We start from the raw sequence: 19171 nt of genomic DNA, 5'->3' as shown, positions 1-19171 counted from the left end.
GCTGCTCACTTGAAAGGTTGGTCGCGACCTTTCGAATCGTACAAAAGCAAACGCCCCGAACAATGTCGGGGCGTCTGATGGGATCACTACCTGCATCAGCGAGTTTTCACACGCTCTGCAGTGCCGCGGTTTTTTTATGAGCAAGGCGCGTGCTCGGCAGGCGCGGCGTGCGTCCACAGCCAATTACAGGCAAAATGCCATTCTCTTCTCTGATCATGGCGGAGCTGGTCTTGCCGCGTCTCGTCGCGTTGCGCCTGGGGCATTTTCTGCCGGCATTGCTGCTGCTCGGCGGTGGCCTGCTGGCCGCGACCCTGCCGACCCTGACCGACTTCTTCACCTCGCTGTTCAACGTACTGCCCACCCTGCTGCTGTTGCTCGGCGGCACGTTTTGCGTGGTCTATGGCCGCCAGCGCGAGCTGTTCATGCTGCTGGTGCTCTATCTGGGCTATTTCCTGCTCGACGAGCAGGTCGATCACTACCGTGAGTTCGGCCGGGTGCGCGAGGACGCGGCGCTGGTCTTTCACCTCAGCAGCCTGTTGCTGCCCGCGCTCTACGGTTTGTTCGCGCTGTGGCGCGAGCGCACCCACCTGATTCAGGATCTGATCGCCCGGGGTGCCGTGCTGCTGGCGGTCGGCGGAGTAGCCGCCGCGCTGGCGCGGCGTTATCCCCATGGCCTGGAACAATGGCTATCGGTAATCCGCTGGCCGTCGCTGCATGCCGAGTGGATGAGCCTGGTGCAGCTGGCCTACCCGGTGTTCCTGCTGGTGATCATTGCGTTGCTGGTCCAGTACCTGCGCACGCCGCGGCCGGTGCATGCCGTACAGCTGGTGGGCGCGCTGGCGTTGTTGTGGATGCTGCCCAATACCTTCATTCAGCCCCACGCGCTGCAGGTGATGTCCAGCGTGGTAATGCTGATGATCGTCGTCGGCGTGGCCCATGAGGCCTACCAGATGGCGTTTCGCGACGAGCTGACCGGATTGCCCGGGCGCCGCGCGCTGAACGAGCGCCTGCAGCGCCTGGGACGCAACTACGTGATCGCCATGGCCGACGTCGATCACTTCAAGAAATTCAACGACACCCACGGCCATGACGTTGGCGACCAGGTGCTGCGCGTGGTGGCCAGCCAGCTGCGCAAGGTGGGCGGCGGCGGCAAGGTGTATCGCTACGGTGGCGAGGAATTCACCCTGGTATTCGCCGGCAAGGGCATCGAGCAGTGCCTGCCGCACCTGGAGGCCGTACGCCAGGCGGTCGAGCGCTACCAGATCCAGTTACGCGATCGCCAGCAACGCCCGGCTGACGACAAGGCCGGGCGCCAGCGCCGGGCCGGCTCGGGGGCGTCCCAGGTGTCGGTGACGGTGAGCATCGGCGTGGCCCAGCCCGGCCTTGAGCACCGCAGTGTGGAAGCGGTGCTCAAGGCCGCGGACAAGGCGCTTTATGGTGCCAAGAGCGCGGGGCGCAACTGCGTAAGTTGCCAGGCGCAGCGCCGCCGTGGGGCGGTGAAACTGAAGGCTGACGCCAGCTGACCGATCAGTGGTTGACCGGTCACGACACGACCCTATGTGTCTGAAAAGTTGTTGGGCTAGACTCGGCTTCTGACCGTGCTACCGAGGACTTCCCATGGCCGACTACAAAGCCCCCCTGCGTGACATGCGCTTCGTGCTCAACGAGGTTTTCCAGGTTTCCAGGCTCTGGGCGCAGCTACCTGCCCTGGCCGAGGTGGTCGACGAGGAAACCGCCAATGCGATCCTCGAAGAGGCCGGCAAGATCACTGCCGGCATGATTGCCCCCTTGAACCGCGCCAGTGACGAAGAAGGTTGCACCTGGAACAATCACGAAGTGCGCACGCCGGCTGGCTTCCTCGAGGCCTACAAGGCCTACGCCGAGGGCGGTTGGGTTGGTGTGGGCGGTGACCCGCAGTTCGGCGGTATGGGCATGCCCAAGGTGATTTCCGCCCAGGTCGAGGAAATGGTCAATTCGTCCAGCCTGTCCTTCGGTCTCTACCCGATGCTCACCGCCGGTGCCTGTTTGTCGCTCAATGCCCACGCCAGTGAAGAACTCAAGCAGGCGTACCTGCCGAACATGTATGCCGGCGTCTGGGCCGGCTCGATGTGCCTGACTGAACCCCATGCCGGCACCGATCTGGGCATCATCCGCACCAAGGCCGAGCCCCAGGCCGACGGCAGCTACAAGGTCAGTGGCACCAAGATATTCATCACCGGTGGTGAGCACGACCTGACCGAGAACATCATCCACTTGGTGCTGGCCAAACTGCCGGATGCACCGACCGGGCCCAAGGGCATCTCGCTGTTTCTGGTGCCCAAGTTCATGGTCAATGCCGATGGTTCGCTGGGCGAGCGCAACGCGGTTTCCTGTGGCTCGATCGAGCACAAGATGGGCATCAAGGCCTCGAGCACCTGCGTGATGAACTTCGATGGCGCCACCGGTTACATCATCGATGCGCCCAATCGCGGCCTGGCGGCGATGTTCACCATGATGAACTACGAGCGCCTGGGCGTCGGCATCCAGGGCCTGTCGACCGGCGAGCGCTCCTACCAGAGCGCCATCGACTACGCCCGTGAGCGTATCCAGAGCCGTGCGCCGACCGGTGCGGTGGCCAAGGACAAGGCGGCCGATCCGATCATCGTGCACCCGGACGTGCGCCGCATGCTGCTGACCATGAAGGCGTTCAACGAGGGCGGTCGCGCCTTCTCCAGCTACGTGGCCCTGCAGCTCGACACCGCCAAATACAGTGAAGACGAAGCCATCCGCAAGCGCGCCGAAGAGTTGGTGGCGCTGCTGACCCCGGTGGCCAAGGCCTTCCTCACCGACCTGGGGTTGGAGACCACCATTCACGGCCAGCAGGTGTTCGGTGGCCACGGTTATGTGCGCGAATGGGGCCAGGAGCAGCTGGTTCGCGACTGCCGCATCACGCAGATCTACGAAGGCACCAACGGCATTCAGGCGCTGGATCTAGTCGGCCGCAAGATCGTCGGCAGTGGCGGCGCGTTCTGCCGGCACTTCACCGAAGAGGTGCGCGCCTTTGCCAGCGAAGAGGCGCTGGCCGAGGAGTTCCAGGCGCCGCTGCTGGAGGCCGTCGACATTCTGGAAATGCAGACCCAGGCATTGCTCGAGCGTGCGCGGGTCAACCCCAATGAAATCGGCGCCGCTTCGGTGGAGTACCTGCATCTGTTCGGCTATACCGCCTACGCCTACATGTGGGCGAGGATGGCCAGGGTGGCGCAGGGCAAGGAAGAGCAGGATGATTTCTATGCCAGCAAGCTGGGCACCGCACGGTTTTACTTCGCGCGCTTGCTGCCACGCATCCACTCGCTGAACGCTTCGGTAAGCGCGGGCAGCGACAGCCTTTATCTGCTGGCGGCCGAGCAGTTCTGAGGCGCGAAGCGCGTGTAGGCTATTGCTTACACGCGCTTCTGTCTTTGCCCACTATTGGCTCTTGGGCGCCAGGCGTAATCTTCACTTCAAGGACTTAGCGCAGGAAGCGCACTGAACAGACAGGGATACGTGGGACGCTGCCAGGATGGCGCTCTGATCAAGGATGTCAGGTTCAAGTCTGCAAAACCCCGCCTCGGCGGGGTTTTCTTTTTGCGCGGCGAAAATGTCCGCGTCATTGCCGCAAGAGCCCAGGCGGGCTCTTGCGATGCTACCGTCAGGCGGTCTTTTCCACCCATGCGGCGAAGGTGTCGATGTACTTCTGCAGAAAGGGCTTGATGCTGTCACTGAGCTTGCCGCTTTCGTCGAAGAAATTACCGGCGCCGCCCAGGTAGGCTTCGGGCTGCTGCAGCAGTGGCATATCGAGGAAAACCAGGGCCTGGCGCAGCTGGTGATTGGCGCCGAAGCCGCCGATGGCGCCCGGTGAGGCGCTGACCACTCCAGCGGGTTTGCCGCTCAGGGCGCTCTGCCCGTAAGGCCGCGAGGCGACTTCCACGGCGTTCTTCATCGGTGCGGGAATCGAGCGATTGTATTCGGGAGTCACGAACAGCACGGCGTCAGCGCCTTTGAGCGCGTTGCGAAAGGTGGTGTAGGCAGCCGGGGCTGGATCGACGTCGATGTCTTCGTTGTACAGCGGCAGATCGCCGATTTCGACGATGGACAGTTTCAGATGCTGCGGCGCGAGGTCGGCCAGTGCCAGAGCCAGCTTGCGATTGATCGATGCCTTGCGCAGGCTGCCGACCAGTACGGCCACGTTATAGGTTTTGCTCATGGAAACTCTCCTGGAAAGGGATGGAGCTGTTATGGACAGGGCCAGCACACTATAGACTCCGTTCGACGTTAGGAAAGCTCATGAGCCCGTCTGGCAGGCGACATAGCGGGGGCGAGCGTGCGATTTTTCTGGAACCGGATGTTGCCAGCGCCAGTCGATTGTGGGGTAACGCCCCTTGGGCCCACTAATAGGACTACCATCATGGATCTGATCCGCATTCTGATCGCCATTCTTCTCCCGCCGTTGGGGGTTTTCCTGCAGGTCGGCTTCGCTGGCGCCTTCTGGTTGAACATTCTGCTGACGTTGCTTGGTTACTTTCCGGGCATCATTCATGCCGTGTATATCATTGCCAAGCGTTGACGTTCTGGCGTGTACAAGAACCGCGCATTGCGCGGTTTTTTATTGCCTGTAGACGCGGTGTGCTGCTCAGTTGCTGTATGACAACCTCGCTTGGTCATTCTTTTTTGGCGCGCGTGGCGAGGCCCCCTGATTGCGTCGTGCGGGTGGAACCGCCTCGCTCAGATTGTTTTTCGTCGAGTTCCATTTCTCTCTCGGAAGCCTTTAATACACAACTTATTTTATTTTAAGTTGCTGTTTGTGCTAGGTTTTATTTGGTTTTTTGGCATTTATTCGAGCGGCGATGATGGCCATTTGATAAACAGTTAAGCCCTGGTTTTCTTCTTTACAGCTTCTTGACAGCGTTTGGGATAACGGCAATTATCTGCTCATTCGCTGTATGACAACATACATCGGGCCACTCAAATAATCACAAGATCCAAGGCGCGTTCAATGAAGATCACTCAGGTCAATGTCGAGGTTTTCACCTACCCCACCCGCCGCAGCGTCGATGCGGCCGGCCATGCTCACCCGGGCGAAGAGTCCCTGGCCAAGATGGCCATGCTGCGCGTCGCCACTGAGGACGGTGCTGAAGGCTATGCCTTCGGGGCGCCCGAACTGATCCGCCCGCACATCATCGACAGCTTCGTGCGCAAGGTGCTGATCGGCCAGAACGCGCTGGACCGCGAGAAAATCTGGCAAGACCTGGCCCACTGGCAGCGCGGCAGTGCCAGTCAGTTGACCGACCGCGCCCTGGCACTGGTCGAGCAGGCGCTGTGGGATTGGGCAGGGCGCAAGTTCAAGCAGCCGGTGCACAAGCTCATCGGTGGCTATCGCGACAAGGTGCTGGCCTACGGCTCGACCATGTGTGGCGACGACCTGCCGGGCGGCCTGTCGACCCCGGAGGAGTACGGCCGCTTCGCCGAGCAACTGGTCGCCCGCGGCTACAAGGCGATCAAGCTGCACACCTGGATGCCGCCGATCTCCTTCGCGCCGGACCCGAAGATGGATGTGCGCGCCTGCGCCGCGGTGCGCGAGGCGGTCGGCCCGGATATCGCGCTGATGCTCGACGGTTATCACTGGTACAGCCGCACCGACGCGCTGTACATCGGCCGTGAGCTGGAGAAACTCGATTTCGCCTGGTTCGAGGAGCCGATGATGGAAGAGTCGGCCGAGTCCTACGCATGGCTGGCGGCCAACCTGGACATCCCGGTGCTGGGCCCGGAATCCCTCGGCGGCAAGTACATGAGCCGTGCCAGCTGGGTCGGGCAGGGCGCCTGCGACATCCTGCGCGCCGGTGTGGCCGGAGTCGGCGGTATCGCGCCGTGCCTGAAGGTCGCGCACCTGGCCGAAGCCTACGGCATGCACTGCGAGATCCACGGTAACGGCGCCGCCAACCTTGCAGTGGTCGGTGCGATCAAGAACTGCGACTGGTACGAGCGCGGCCTGCTGCACCCGTTCCTCGAGTATGACGACGTGCCGGCGTACCTGAACAGCATCGTCGACCCGATGGACCTCGATGGCTACGTGCACCTACCGGATCGCCCGGGCCTCGGCGAGGACATCAACTTCGCCTACATCGAGACCAATACCGTCAACCGCTACTGATGCACTGCCGTGCAGCCGTGCGCGGCTGCGCCGTTTCTGAGTCGAATAAATATAAGAAGGCCGTCTCATGATCAAACCACTTCCGCATCTGCTGGCGGGCCTGCTGGCCGCCACCCTGGCCCTGGGTACCGTCACCGCGGTGCAGGCCAAGACGCCTGCCGACCAGCTCATCGTCGGCATGAGCATGATCAACCTGCTGTCCCTCGATCCGGCCGCCGCCACAGGCCTGGACGTCTCCGAGGTCAACGCCAACCTGTACGACATGCTGCTGGTGCAGGACGCTTCCGCGCCGGACACCCTGGTGCCGGCCCTGGCCGAGCGCTGGGAAATCAGCGACGACCACAAGACGCTGACCTTTCACCTGCGCAGCGGCGTCAAGTTCCACTCCGGCAACGAGCTGACCGCCAGGGACGTTATCTGGTCGCTGCAGCGCGTGCTCAAGCTCAACCTGGCACTGGCCTCGACCTGGAAGGCCTACGGCTTCACCGCCGATAACGTCGAACAGCAGATCCGCGCGACCGACGACCACACCGTGGTAATCGAACTGGCTCGCCCGACCGACCCGATGCTGGTGCTCAATACCCTGGCCACCTCGCCCAGTGCCTTCATCCTCGATAAGAAAGAGGTGCTCAAGCACGACAAGAATGGCGACATGGGCGGCGCCTGGCTGACTACCAATGCAGCGGGCAGCGGGCCGTTCGTGCTCAACGCCTGGCGCGCCAACGACGTTATCCTGATGACCCGCTTCGAGGACTACTGGGGCGGCCCGGCCGAGCTCAAGCGCGTGGTGATGCGCAACATGACCGAGTCGCAGTCGCTGCGCCTGATGGTCGAGCGTGGCGACCTGGACATCGCCCGTGGTATGTCCGCACCGGACATCAGCGCACTGAGCAGCTCGGACAAGGTCAAGACCCAGACCGTGCAGCGCGGCACCCTTTACTACGTGGCGCTAAGCACCAAGCAGCCGATGTTCGCCGACGCCCGCGTGCGCAAGGCAGTTCGCTTGCTGATCGACTACCAGGGCATCAACGATGTGGTGATGCCGCACTACGGCGCCCTCAATCAGCGCCCGATGCCGCTCGGCCTGCCGGCGCGACTGGATGACCCGGGCTATCGCCTGAACGTCGAGGAAGCCAAGAAGCTGCTCGCCGAGGCCGGTTACCCGGATGGTTTCCAGACCACCATTCGCGTGCTCGCCGAGCCGCCGTTCATCAATATCGCCTCCAGCCTGCAGTCGACCCTGGCCCAGGCCGGCATCAAGGCGCGCATCGTTACCGGCACCGGCACTCAGGTGTACGGCTCCATGCGCGAGCGCACCTTCGACATCATCGTCGGTCGTGGCGGCGGCGGTGCCGAGCGGCACCCACATTCGAGCCTGCGCACCCTGGTGTACAACCCGGATAACCGCGACGAAGCCAAGCTGAGCAACTTCCAGGGCTGGCGCACCTCGTTCCACAGCCCGGAGCTCAACGCGCTGATCGAGCAGGCCGAAGTGGAGCCGGACAAGCAGAAGCAACTGGAGCTGTACCACCAGTTCCAGAACCTCTACGACGAGCAGGTCGGCGCCATCATGCCGATCTCGCAGATGACCGACACGGTGGTGATCTACCACGACGTGGTCGGCTACGTCGGTCACAGCGCGGCGACCACGCGCTACAAGGATGTGCACAAGGATCGTTGAGCCGCCGGGCGGCTCAGGCCGCCCGATGCGACACGGACACGAACTCGCTGCGATCAATCGGGAGCTCCTCATGTTTGCTTCGACTGCGTCTTTCTTCGGCACGCGGATGGGCGGCACCTCACGCCGTTTCGGTGCGGTGCTGATGACCCTGCTGGGCCTCTTGGCGATGACCTTCTTCATCGGCCGCGTGATGCCTCTGGACCCGGTGCTGGCGGTGGTCGGCCCGGATGCCGACAGTTCCACCTACGACCAGGTCTATCAGGCCATGGGCCTCGACCGACCACTGCTGGTGCAGTTCGGCTATTACCTGCGCGACCTGGCCCAGGGCAATTTCGGCAACGCGCTGCTCACCGGCCATCCGGTGATCGAGGACATCGCCCGGGTATTCCCGGCGACCATCGAACTGGCCACCCTGGCGATCATCTTCGGCGTGGTGATCGGCCTGCCACTGGGTGTGTTCGCCGCTGCCAACCAGGGCCGTATCGGCGATCACCTGGCCCGCGTGGTCACCCTGTTCGGCTACTCCACGCCGATCTTCTGGTTGGGCATGATGGGCCTGCTGGTGTTCTACGCCTGGCTCGGCTGGGCCGGCGGGGCAGGGCGCATCGACCTGGCGTACGACGGCATGGTGCCGTCGGTGACCGGCATGCTGCTGATCGACAGCGCCATCGCCGGCGACTGGGAAGCCTTCTCCAGCGCGCTCAAGCATATCCTCCTGCCGGCGCTGATCCTGGGCCTCAACTCGGTGGCCTACATCAGCCGCATGACGCGCAGCTTCATGCTCGAGCAGCTGTCCCAGGAATACATCCTCACCGCCCGGGTCAAGGGCCTGTCGCGGCGCAAGGTGATCTGGGGCCATGCCTTTCGCAACATCCTCGTGCAGTTGCTCACCGTGGTGGCGCTGGCCTACGGCTCGCTACTCGAAGGCGCGGTGCTGATCGAGACGGTGTTCGCCTGGCCCGGCTTCGGCCAGTACCTGACCAGCAGCCTGCTGCTCGGCGACATGAATGCGGTGATGGGGTGCGTGCTGGTGATCGGCTTCATCTTCGTCGGCCTCAACCTGCTCAGCGATGCGCTGTACAAGGTGTTCGACCCGCGTACCCGCTGACCTGATACCCGATCAATCGATTGCAGCCCTTCAATAATTACAAAATAGGGATATCCGCATGAAATCGTTTCGCTCCACCGTGCTGAGCGCGGTACTCGGTGCGCTGCTGTGCGCCGCTCCGCTGCTGAACGCCCAGGCCAAGACGCCAGACGATCAACTGATCGTCGGCATGAGCATGGCCAATCTGTTCTCCATCGACCCGGCCAACGCACCGGGGCTGGATGCCTCGGGCATCAATGCCAACCTGTACGACACGCTGATCCTGCGTAAGGACGGCAGCCCCGACGAGCACGTGCCGCAACTGGCCGAGCGCTGGGAAATCAGTGAGGACGGTCGTCAGCTGACCTTCCATCTGCGCAGCGACGCGCGTTTCCATTCCGGCAACCCGGTCACCGCCGAAGACGTGGCCTGGTCGCTGTATCGCGTGCTCAAGCTCAACTACGGCCTAGCCACCACCTGGAAGGCCTACGGCTACACGCTGGACAACATTGGGCAGTTGATCCGCGCCAGCGACCAATCGACCCTGGTCATCGACTTGCCGCAGCCGACCGACCCACTGTTGATGATCGACACCCTGGCCACCTCGCCAAGTGCCGTGGTGCTGGACCGCAAGACCGTGCTCGAACACGAGAAGAACGGCGATCTGGGCGCCGCCTGGCTGGTGACCAACGAAGCCGGCAGCGGCCCGTTCAGCCTCAGCGCCTGGCGCGCCAACGATACCCTGGTGATGACCGCATTCGCCGATTACTGGGGCGGCGCCAGCAAGCTCAAGCGCGTGCTGATCCGCCATATCACCGAGTCGCAATCGCTGCGCCTGATGCTCGAACGCGGTGACCTGGACATGGGCTATGGCATGGCCGCCTCCGACGTTCAGGCGCTGGCCGCCAAGGGCCAGATGCAGATCCAGACCCTGCCGCGCGGCACCATGTATTACGTGGCGATGAGCATGAAGTCGGCGCCGTTCGATGACATTCGTGTGCGCAAAGCGGTGCGCTCGTTGATCGACTATCAGGGCCTGGACAAGGTGGTGATGCCTTATTACGGCAAGCTCAACCAGCAGCCGATGCAGCTGGGCCTGGAGGCGCGCCTGCCGAACCCTGGCTACACACTGGACGTCGAGGCCGCCAAGAAACTGCTGGCCGAGGCCGGCCACCCGCAGGGCTTCAAGACCACCATCCGCACCCTGGCCGAGCCGCCGTTCGTGAATATCGCCGCTAGCCTGCAGTCGACCCTGGCCCAGGCCGGCATCCAGGCGAGCATCATCACCGGCACCGGCAACCAGGTGTACGGCGCCATGCGTGCGCGCAACTTCGAGATCATCGTCGCCCGTGGTGCCGAGCGCTATCCGCATCCGTACTTCAGCCTGCGCACCTTCGTCTACAACCCGGACAACCGCGATGACGCCGGCATCGCCAACTTCCAGGGCTGGCGCGCGGCCTTTCAGGACGCCGAACTCAATGGCCTGATCGACAAGCTTGGCGTAGAGCGCGACGAAGCCGCCAAGCTGAGCCTGTATCACCGCGTGCAGCAGCGTTACGACGAGCTGGTGGGGCCGATCATGATGATCTCGCAGATGACCGATCCAGTGGTCAGTGCGGCCGACGTCAAGGGATTCCAGGGCGCCGATGCCGAGGCGACGCGTTACCTGGGTGTGTACAAGCAGCGTTGAGCGATCGGGCGCAGCGCTGCGCCCGGTACCGAGCGATTCGAGTAACGGAGGCACATGATGATTGCCAACATCTCTTCATCTTCATCCCTGAAACGGGCGAACGGCCAGGCGCCGGTCTCCGCGTTCCAGGCGTTCCGTCTGAGCAGCGTACGGGTCATGCAGCACCTGCTGCGCAACCCCATGACGCTGATGGGCTCCGCCGTGGTGGCGCTGCTGGTGCTGGTGGCGGCCTTCGCGCCGTGGATCGCCACCCACGACCCGATCATGCAGAACCTCGGCAACGCCCTGCAGGCACCGAGCGCGGCGCACTGGTTCGGCACCGACGAGTTCGGCCGCGACGTGTTCAGCCGGCTGGTCTACGGCTCGCGCATCACCCTGTACATCATCGCCCTGGTGACCATCATCGTTGGCCCCATCGGCCTGTTGATCGGCACCGTTTCCGGCTACTTCGGCGGCTTCGTCGACGCGCTGTTCATGCGCATCACCGACATCTTCATTTCGTTCCCCAGCCTGGTGCTGGCGCTGGCCTTCATCGCCGCCCTGGGCCCAGGCCTGGAGCACGCGGTGATCGCCATCGCGCTGACCTCCTGGCCACCGATCGCCCGCCTGGCCCGGGCGGAAACCCTGTCGCTGCGCAACGCCGACTTCGTGGTTGCCGTGCAGCTGCAGGGCGCCTCGTCGCCGCGCATCATCCTGCGTCACATCATGCCCATGTGCCTGTCGTCGGTGATCATCCGCCTGACCATGAACATGGCCAGCATCATTCTCACCGCCGCTGCCCTGGGCTTTCTCGGCCTGGGCGCCCAGGCGCCGCTGCCGGAGTGGGGCGCGATGATTTCCACCGGGCGTCGTTACATGCTCGAGTGCTGGTGGCTGGTAGCCGTTCCGGGGGCGACCATCATGCTGGTCAGCCTGGCGTTCAACCTGTTGGGTGACGGTCTGCGCGACGTCCTCGACCCGCGCAGCAATTAAGGAGGCAGCATGTCTGCGATCAAACTCGACGTGCAGGATCTCTGCGTGCGCTTCACCAGTGGCCGCAAGGAGGTCGATGCGGTGCGCAACGTCTCCTTCAGCCTCGGCCGCGAGAAACTGGCCATCGTCGGCGAGTCCGGCTCGGGCAAATCCACCGTGGGCCGCAGCCTGCTGCGCCTGCACCCGGCCAGCGCGCGGATCACCGCCAGTGCCATGACCCTGGGCGAGGTCGACCTGCTGACTGCCAGCGAAAAACAGGTGCAGGCGATTCGTGGCAAACGCATCTCGATGATCATGCAGGACCCCAAGTACTCGCTGAACCCGGTGGTACGCGTCGGCGAGCAGATCGCCGAGGCGTACCTGGCGCACCACCGCGCCAGCAAGGCCGATGCCCGCGAGCGGGTGCTGGACATGCTCGACAAGGTGCACATCCGCGATCCGCAGCGGGTGTACGGGCTCTACCCGCACGAGGTGTCGGGTGGCATGGCGCAGCGCATCATGATCGCCATGATGGTGATCACCGATCCTGACATCATCGTCGCCGACGAACCGACCTCGGCACTCGACGTCTCGGTGCGTCGCCAGGTGCTCAGCGTGCTCGACGAGCTGGTCAGCCAGCGCGATCTGGGGCTGATCCTGATCAGTCACGACCTCAACATGGTGCGCAGCTTCTGCGACCGCGTGCTGGTGATGTACGCCGGCCGGGTGGTCGAGGCGCTGGATGCCGCCGAGCTGGACAACGCCAGGCACCCCTACACCCAGGGCCTGCTGGCCGCGTTGCCGAGTATCGATCGCCCCCGTCCGCGCCTGCCCAATCTGCAGCGCGATCCCCTCTGGCTGACCCACTGAGGAACCCCCCATGGCCATGATCGAAGTGGATTCACTCAACCTCAGTTTCGGTGACAGCGCGGCGCGCAGTCAGGTGCTCCACGACGTTGCCCTGCGCGTCGAGGAGGGCGAGTCGTTCGGCCTGGTCGGCGAGTCCGGCTCGGGCAAGACCACGGTGCTGCGCTGCCTGGCCGGGCAGTACCGGCACTGGGAAGGGCAGTTGAGCATCGCCGGGCGCGGTTTGCGCCACAAGCTCGACCTGGCACATTTCCGTCAGGTGCAGATGGTCTTTCAGGACCCCTACGGCTCGCTGCACCCGCGGCACACCATCGACTCGGCGCTCAGCGAACCGCTCGCCGTGCATGGCATCGGCAACCGCGGCGACAGGGTCACCGCGATCCTCAACAAGGTCGGTCTCAATGACAGCTACCGCTACCGCTACCCGCATCAGTTGTCCGGTGGGCAGCGCCAGCGTGTGGCCATCGCCCGCGCCTTGATTCTCGAACCGCGCGTGCTGCTGCTCGACGAGCCGACCTCGGCGCTGGACGTGTCCGTGCAAGCGGAGATTCTCAACCTGCTCTCCGACCTGCGCGAGCAGGAAGGCCTGACCTACCTGATGGTCACCCATGATCTGGGCGTGGTCGCCCATCTCTGCGACCGCGTGGCGGTGATGCAGCACGGGCGCATCGTCGAAACCCTCGACCCCGCACTGCTGGCGCAGAACCGCGCCGAACATGCCTACACCCAGTTGCTGGTCGATGCCAGCCGCGACATCGGTGCCGTCGCACCACCCTGATGGCCTGACCGCGCCTCGGCCGTCAGATGGCGGCTGAGGCGACCCACGCGTTAGCGCGAACTCCCTGCTGACTTTTCGACACGGGCCTCTAGGCCCGCGGCACGGATTCGCCTGCGCGTTACCCACCCAGTGATTCGGACATGCGGCCACGACGCTGCACGGCGGCGCTTTGCCCGAAACCAGGCAACACAAACTCAACCCATAGAAAACAATAAGAAGGACACCACCATGAACAAGAAAACACTCACGCTGCGCCTGCTCGCCTGCCTGCTGTCCACTGCCGCCGCCGGCAGCGCCTGGGCCGACAGTGCCTCGATCAACTACCGCCACCAGTACCTGGACGACGACCGCCTGCATTCCGATCGGGTCAAGCTGTCCTATCGCATGGACAACGGCTGGGGCTTCGAGGGCGAGCTCAAGTACCGCACCGCCGGCGATCGCAAGGACGTCGCCTTCGACAACACGGTGTCGAGCGGCCACGAGCTGACCACCAGCTATCAGTACAAGCCCAATGCGGTATCGACCTGGCAGCCGGCCATTCAGCTGGACAGCAACGAAAACGGCACCACCTACAAGTTCGGCGTGCGCTACACTCACAGGCTGAGCGACCAGTTCTACGTCGCCGCCCGCTACCGTTTCGACGCCCTGAAACTGAACCGCGACCGCATCGACGAAGAGGTGCCGGACCGCGGCTCCGACAACCGCAACACCCAGCGTTACGAGGGCTGGCTGGGCTACACGCCAGCGGGCAGGCTGTCGTACGAGTACCAGTACATCCACTTCAAGACCGACTACATCCGTTACGACAACAAGAAGAGCGACTACGAGCAGAACCTGGTCGTGAAGTACAAATGGGACAAATCCTGGGCGCCGTTCTTCGAGATTGGCGATATCAAGGTCAGTGCCACCGATGACGACCGTCAGCTGCGCTGGCGTATCGGGGTGCAGTACAACTTCATGTAGAACCTGTTCAAAGCCTTCGAACTCAAGTTCGTTGTTTTGGGCAAATGGGTGGCGGGAGTGGACATCGGCGCAGTGCCTGTGGGAGCGGCGAGCGGCCGCTTCTGCCTTGACGCAGCCTCTTTCATACCGTCTAACCAGATCATGAACAGGCAGCCAAGAAGATGCTGACCACTGCGAAACGATGGCGGCCATTCAGCGTCACAGGCGTTTGCGGTGTGTTTCATTCCGCAGCGAGGTGACTCGTCTCGCGTCCGATCAGGCGCGGCGCTGGGCCTTGAGCAGGCGCTCGCGGCTGTTGATCAAGTGCAACTGCATGGCCGCCCGGGCACAATCGACATCACCGCGGGCGATGGAGTCGTAGATCATCTCGTGCTCGAGGCTGAGGTTTTCCTTGTAGGCCTCACCGTCCTCGTGCGCCTTGTAGGCCGAGTTGAACTTGTTGCGCGGAATCTGCTTGGCGCCCAGGTGCTTCATGATGTCGAGCAGGTGCGGGTTCTCGGCGGCCTTGGCGATCTTGATATGGAACTGGAAGTCCGCGCTGATCGGCAGACCCGCCGGCAGCTGCACCGCGCCCTGCTGAATGGCATCCAGTGCCACGCGAATTTCCTGCAACGATTCTGGCGTGCGCCGCTGCGCCGCCAGGCCAACCGCCGCCACCTCGAGGCTCATGCGCAGCTCCAGCAGCTCCAGCACGTCCTCGGCGGTACTGATGGTTGCCGGGCCCAGCTTGAGCTCGGGCGCCGCCGGCATGTCGCACACGAACGTGCCGACCCCTCGACGCGTTTCCACCAGGCCCGCCACCTGCAGGCGCGACAACGCATCACGCACCACGGTGCGGCTGACCCCTTCGGCGCGCATGATATCCAGCTCGGCCGGCAGCTTCTCGCCACGCTTGAGCGTGCCATCGCGCATGTGCTGGGAAATCTTCGCAACCAGGTCTTCAGCCAGACGGCTGCGCTGCTTGCGCGGGGGGCGCGTCCAAATCGGGTTGTCCTGCATCATCGATCCGTTGTTGTTTCGTTATCGGTATACGACCGCCATGCTGGCGATTTGGTCGCATCGAATGACAGGGGGTGATAGTAGCAGTCCCTTTGCTTAAGTGCTTGATAGGCATCGGGCAACGGGCCTTGCCGTGGGCTGTGCGATCACCTGTGCCCTGGACAGGGCACAGGTGCGCTACCTGGGGGGCGGCTCTTACTGAAGCTGTTCGACCCGCCGCCAGCTTTGCCGGCCGATGCTGGATGGGTCTGGGTAGACGGTTACGCACTCCTGCCCGGTGCAGTACTGGTAGCCGCCATCGGGGTTCTGGGAAAGCGTGCCACCACCCTCGCCATCTTGACGAACCGCTGAAATCACTGCGCTGCCCGGAGCAGAGCTCGAAGCGCTATAAGCGAAAGCTCGCTGCGAGGTTCTGCCTCCGGTGAAGGGATTGATGGCGTAGCTCCAGCTACTGGCACCATCCCCGCAGGGGTCGCTGTTGGGCGTCAACGATTGAAAGAGGATGGTGCGGCCGAGCTGCGACATGTTCTCCACGACCATTTCTCCATCGGCTTGAGACAGGTTCAGGTACCAACCGTTTTGTGCAGGCTGGGCAGAACTCCCCGTGGTGGCCTGCCAACGCACCGTGTTAGTACTTATGACGCGAGCTTGGCGGGTCGTCCCGTCGCTGGCGGTCGCCGTTACCGAATCCGTCACAGTCTGCTGCTGTAAGCTGCTACGGTTGATTGACGGGTTACCAGCTGCCTGACCCAATGTCTGCTTGTCCCAGATGCCATAGACAGATTGCGGCATACTCTTGTCACCGTCCTTGTCGTCGCTGTCGAAAAAACGACCGGTTCCGAACACCACCAGGTAGCCCGTCCCGGTTGGATGGGCGATCAGGCTGGGAGCCGATGTAATGGCTTGGCGCTGAGTCCCTCCGCTATCTACCGTCGCTCTGAACAGGGGACTTCCGTTGAACCCGACCTTGAATTGGCTGACAGCGGAATCGCCATCGTCGGTCGTGGTGAACGGTTCAGCGCTGCTACGACCACTGCGCAGCAGGTCGAAGCGCCACATATTTCCTTGCAGATCGCCTGCGTATGCATAATCGGCGACCCCGTCGGCGTTGTAATCGGCCAACTTGGGCGTCGATAACCCATTGGCAAGGCCAACCGTGCCTTGAACCTCGAGGTTACTGAGCAGCGTGCCCTGCATCGCATCCACAATGAAAAGGGCTGCCTTGCCACTGGTGTTGCCAGCACTTTCATAGCCATTGCCGAACACCACTGCCCACTTGCCGTTGTGCAAGCGAGCGATGGTGGGCTGTGAATAGCTATATCCCATCTTTGCGGTGTTGGCTGTAGCGATGCTGTTTTCATCGAACTGCCATAACAGCTTTTCGCTGCCAGGTGTGGTGACATCAAGCGCAAAGATGGCTCTCCCGCCAGCTTTGAGCGTGCCGACCAGAATGGTGCGCCATTGTCGGGTGGCGCTGTCGTAGACATCTCCGACAACAGGCGAGCCATCGACATAAAACTCATGGGAATAGTTGGAGCCTGTCAACTTATGCAGCTTGGAAAAGACCGCTGATGGAATGAAGGCGAACTCTTCGACCCCCGTCAGCGCATTGAATCCGTGCAGCATGCCGGCATTGCCACCGACATAGATGCGCGGAGTACGGTTGGCGATGGCAGCTTTGAAGGTGGTGTAAGCCGTATTGCTCTCCAGGCGATTGGAAAACTGTTCGAGGTAGCGCGCGCCCAATACAACGGCAGGGCTCGATGAGTAGAAATCGCCCAACAGGCCGCTACGGCGACGGAACGTCGTGCCTTCACCCGTGCGGTTGCCACGCAGATAGTCAACGCGTGACGCGGCCAAGTTATCGGCAAGTCCGGTTTCCGGATTTCTTGCCAGGTGGGCGAATAACGTAGTGCCGGCGTATTGGCTGAGTTGCGCGTTGACAGCGGTGAGGTCCATAAGCCCGGTGTTACTGACAGCGGCTGGGGCTGCGATCTTGATTCGTCGTTGCGACCAACCTGGGACCTTGGCTTTCGCGCTCCACACCTCGACGGTATCGATGGCATTGGTTTGAGGGTTCCAGCGTTTTTCGAAACGCTTTACGTCCCCGGACCAGTTATCGTCGCTGGCATACGAAGTCTGATAGGAAACCGTTTGAGTCGTACTTTCGTCGGAGCTGATCTGGCCAGAGTTGATCGCCGGGCGGGCGGCACTGGATTTCCGATCGGCGATGCGCGAGAGGATATCCGCGAAGGCTTGCACCATGGCCTCCGGGCTGTCGACGCTGAAGAATTCTCCCCGGGAGTTGATTGCCGCGTGCCAAAGGTCGTAGACGTTCGCATCGGTGGCATTGGCTGCTGCTGCGGGCCATGCGGCGCCGGCTTCAAGCGCCGAGTAGCCAGTGCCGGCAAAAGTGCTACCACCCCATGGGATGTTGCTCTGGGTCAGAGACTGCGTCAGCCCGAGCCCCATGGTGAAATTGGTCATGTGCTGCCAGATAGCCGGGTCGTTGCGGGGGTTCCAGTAGTCGGCTGTGGTATCGCCACTTTTGAAGGGCAGGTACGCGGGCAAGCTGTTGCTGAGGTTGGGGTTCAGATCAGTGGCCCAATAGTGCATGGCCAGATCCGCTAGTGTGTTGGGCGTACTGTCATAATAGGGCGCGCGTTGCGTGAATGCCCTGCCATCCGGAAGCGTGAAAGATGCCGCGTCATGACGAAAGTTGCTCGGCGCGCTCGCCGCTTCATTCCACTGCCCGTCGGTCATCATGATGTGGTAACTGGCACGGCAGGCGTAGGTGTTCTGTGTCGTGTTCGTTCCGGTCGTGTTGGGAAATGCCAGCCAGGGAACCGTCGTTCTGTAAAACTCACCGGCACGCTTCATCGCTGCCGGCAGATAGGTGCTCTGGTCGAATGCGATATTTTGTAGCCACGCATAGAGCTGACCTTTGTGTGCGGGGGTATAAGCCTTGAACGCGTTGTTGCGGCAATACGTGGTGTCACTGCCATCGAAGGTGGTGCAGCGCCCCAGTCCCTGCCAACTCAATCTGACGGAAGGCGACAGATTGTAGAAAGCCAATGCTGCAGCAGAAATGGTCGATAGCGCACGATTGCGATAGAAGGAATACCAGTTCGCGAAGTTAGCCTGTTCGCTGTTACCGACGAAGCGCAAGGCATAACAATTGTCGTTGCTCGTGGTGCAATTGTTGGCTCTGCTTGAATCGTAGGTGTAGTAGTAAGCTGGAACTGGTCTTCTGACCAGTGAAGCGGTGTAACCGCTGGCCGTTCTGGTGCAGTCGGCTGGGAGGCGTGAAAAAATACCGGGATAGCTGGCTACCGCTGAACAGCCGAGCACGCCGATCAGGATCGGCGTAATGGTGAATTGGATGCCGCCAGGTGATGTCACCTGGGTGGAGAACAGCGTGCCAAGGCTGACCGTGGCGGAGAAGTCGGCACTCGGGTTATCGGCCAGCCTGGAGACGGTACCAGTCGGTTGAGCGTAGTTGCTGACGTCACCATAGTTGTAGCTGGTGCTTCCTGGAACCGTGGTAATGGGCACGTCCCAGGCCACTCGATAGCCTGTACCACTCAAGTCTGCCGAGCCCACCGGGGTTCTGAACCCGTTATGCCAAGCCTGAGTGAAGGTGGTCGCAAGCTGCTGTTCATTGCCCGATGTATCGAAAACCACCGGAGCGGCATAAGTGGCATTGGGGTTGTAGTAGATCGGATTGTAGGTGCTGGATTTGGCTCGACGAGTTGCGGACTCGTCGCTTAATCCATCTGGCGCAAACCCCCAGCGCATGCTTCCCGAATCATCGAGCGTCAACAACATGTTGGGAGGCACGCCCACTGTCAGGCTCAACGGGCTTTGCGAAACGGCCGCCAAGCTGCTCGAGGTGCCTGACACTGCAACGCTCAACATGACGCAGCGCAGTGTCTTAACATTGAAGGTTCGCTTCATCTTGCCGGCTCTCCCTTGCTCGTGCTCCTTGG

14 protein-coding genes are annotated in these 19171 nt (G+C 62.4%); 11 read left to right on the top strand and 3 right to left on the bottom strand.

The features are described from left to right. The first annotated feature begins 230 nt into the window (after positions 1-230). Together BVH03_RS10870 and BVH03_RS10865 are read left to right on the top strand one after the other, a co-directional pair. Positions 231-1523: a diguanylate cyclase gene (locus BVH03_RS10870; RefSeq protein WP_075961169.1), complete on the top strand. Its 1293-nt coding sequence runs from the start codon at positions 231-233 to the stop codon at positions 1521-1523. Between the two features lie 94 nt (positions 1524-1617). Then, positions 1618-3393: an acyl-CoA dehydrogenase C-terminal domain-containing protein gene (locus tag BVH03_RS10865; RefSeq protein WP_075961160.1), complete on the top strand. Its 1776-nt coding sequence runs from the start codon at positions 1618-1620 to the stop codon at positions 3391-3393. Between the two features lie 274 nt (positions 3394-3667). Here BVH03_RS10865 and BVH03_RS10860 read toward each other — a convergent pair whose 3' ends face one another. Then, positions 3668-4222 carry an NADPH-dependent FMN reductase gene (locus tag BVH03_RS10860; protein ID WP_075961159.1) on the bottom strand — a complete coding sequence of 185 codons (555 nt, stop codon included), beginning with the start codon at positions 4220-4222 and terminating at the stop codon, positions 3668-3670. Between the two features lie 201 nt (positions 4223-4423). Between BVH03_RS10860 and BVH03_RS10855 the strand changes: the two genes are divergently transcribed. The 9 genes from BVH03_RS10855 (at position 4424) to BVH03_RS10815 (ending at position 14183) form a co-directional block, all read left to right on the top strand. Further along, complete coding sequence (locus BVH03_RS10855; protein ID WP_070884503.1) at positions 4424-4582, top strand: YqaE/Pmp3 family membrane protein; 159 nt, start codon at positions 4424-4426, stop codon at positions 4580-4582. 429 nt (positions 4583-5011) lie between these two features. After that, positions 5012-6166, top strand: a complete 1155-nt coding sequence (locus BVH03_RS10850) for a mandelate racemase family protein (RefSeq protein ID WP_075961158.1) — start codon at positions 5012-5014, stop codon at positions 6164-6166. 67 nt (positions 6167-6233) lie between these two features. Further along, positions 6234-7847 (top strand): ABC transporter substrate-binding protein, encoded by a 1614-nt coding sequence (locus BVH03_RS10845; RefSeq protein WP_075961157.1) that lies wholly within the window; start codon positions 6234-6236, stop codon positions 7845-7847. A 70-nt stretch (positions 7848-7917) separates the two neighbouring features. Next, positions 7918-8955: an ABC transporter permease gene (locus BVH03_RS10840; RefSeq protein WP_027903101.1), complete on the top strand. Its 1038-nt coding sequence runs from the start codon at positions 7918-7920 to the stop codon at positions 8953-8955. A gap of 58 nt (positions 8956-9013) precedes the next feature. Beyond that, the gene (locus BVH03_RS10835) at positions 9014-10624 is read left to right on the top strand and encodes an ABC transporter substrate-binding protein (protein ID WP_075961156.1); all 1611 of its coding nucleotides are present in this window, start codon (positions 9014-9016) and stop codon (positions 10622-10624) included. Positions 10625-10681: 57 nt separating this feature from the next. Next, positions 10682-11596, top strand: coding sequence for an ABC transporter permease (locus BVH03_RS10830; RefSeq protein ID WP_075961155.1), 915 nt, complete (start codon positions 10682-10684; stop codon positions 11594-11596). A gap of 9 nt (positions 11597-11605) precedes the next feature. Then, positions 11606-12445, top strand: coding sequence for an ABC transporter ATP-binding protein (locus BVH03_RS10825; protein WP_075961154.1), 840 nt, complete (start codon positions 11606-11608; stop codon positions 12443-12445). A gap of 10 nt (positions 12446-12455) precedes the next feature. Beyond that, on the top strand, positions 12456-13220 hold the full coding sequence (locus BVH03_RS10820; protein WP_075961153.1) for an ABC transporter ATP-binding protein: 765 nt from the start codon (positions 12456-12458) through the stop codon (positions 13218-13220). 228 nt (positions 13221-13448) lie between these two features. Then, a complete protein-coding gene (locus BVH03_RS10815) occupies positions 13449-14183 on the top strand; it encodes an oligogalacturonate-specific porin KdgM family protein (protein WP_075961152.1) in 735 nt (244 codons plus the stop codon). Positions 14184-14438: 255 nt separating this feature from the next. Here BVH03_RS10815 and BVH03_RS10810 read toward each other — a convergent pair whose 3' ends face one another. Both BVH03_RS10810 and BVH03_RS10805 read right to left on the bottom strand, forming a co-directional pair. Next, a complete protein-coding gene (locus BVH03_RS10810) occupies positions 14439-15182 on the bottom strand; it encodes a FadR/GntR family transcriptional regulator (protein WP_075961151.1) in 744 nt (247 codons plus the stop codon). Between the two features lie 195 nt (positions 15183-15377). Beyond that, positions 15378-19139, bottom strand: coding sequence for a pilus assembly protein (locus BVH03_RS10805; protein ID WP_083640037.1), 3762 nt, complete (start codon positions 19137-19139; stop codon positions 15378-15380). Between the last annotated feature and the right edge of the window lie 32 nt (positions 19140-19171).

It is taken from the genome of Pseudomonas sp. PA15(2017), assembly GCF_001945395.1.
Lineage (GTDB): Bacteria > Pseudomonadota > Gammaproteobacteria > Pseudomonadales > Pseudomonadaceae > Aquipseudomonas.
This window is presented reverse-complemented; position numbering and strand designations above follow the sequence as displayed.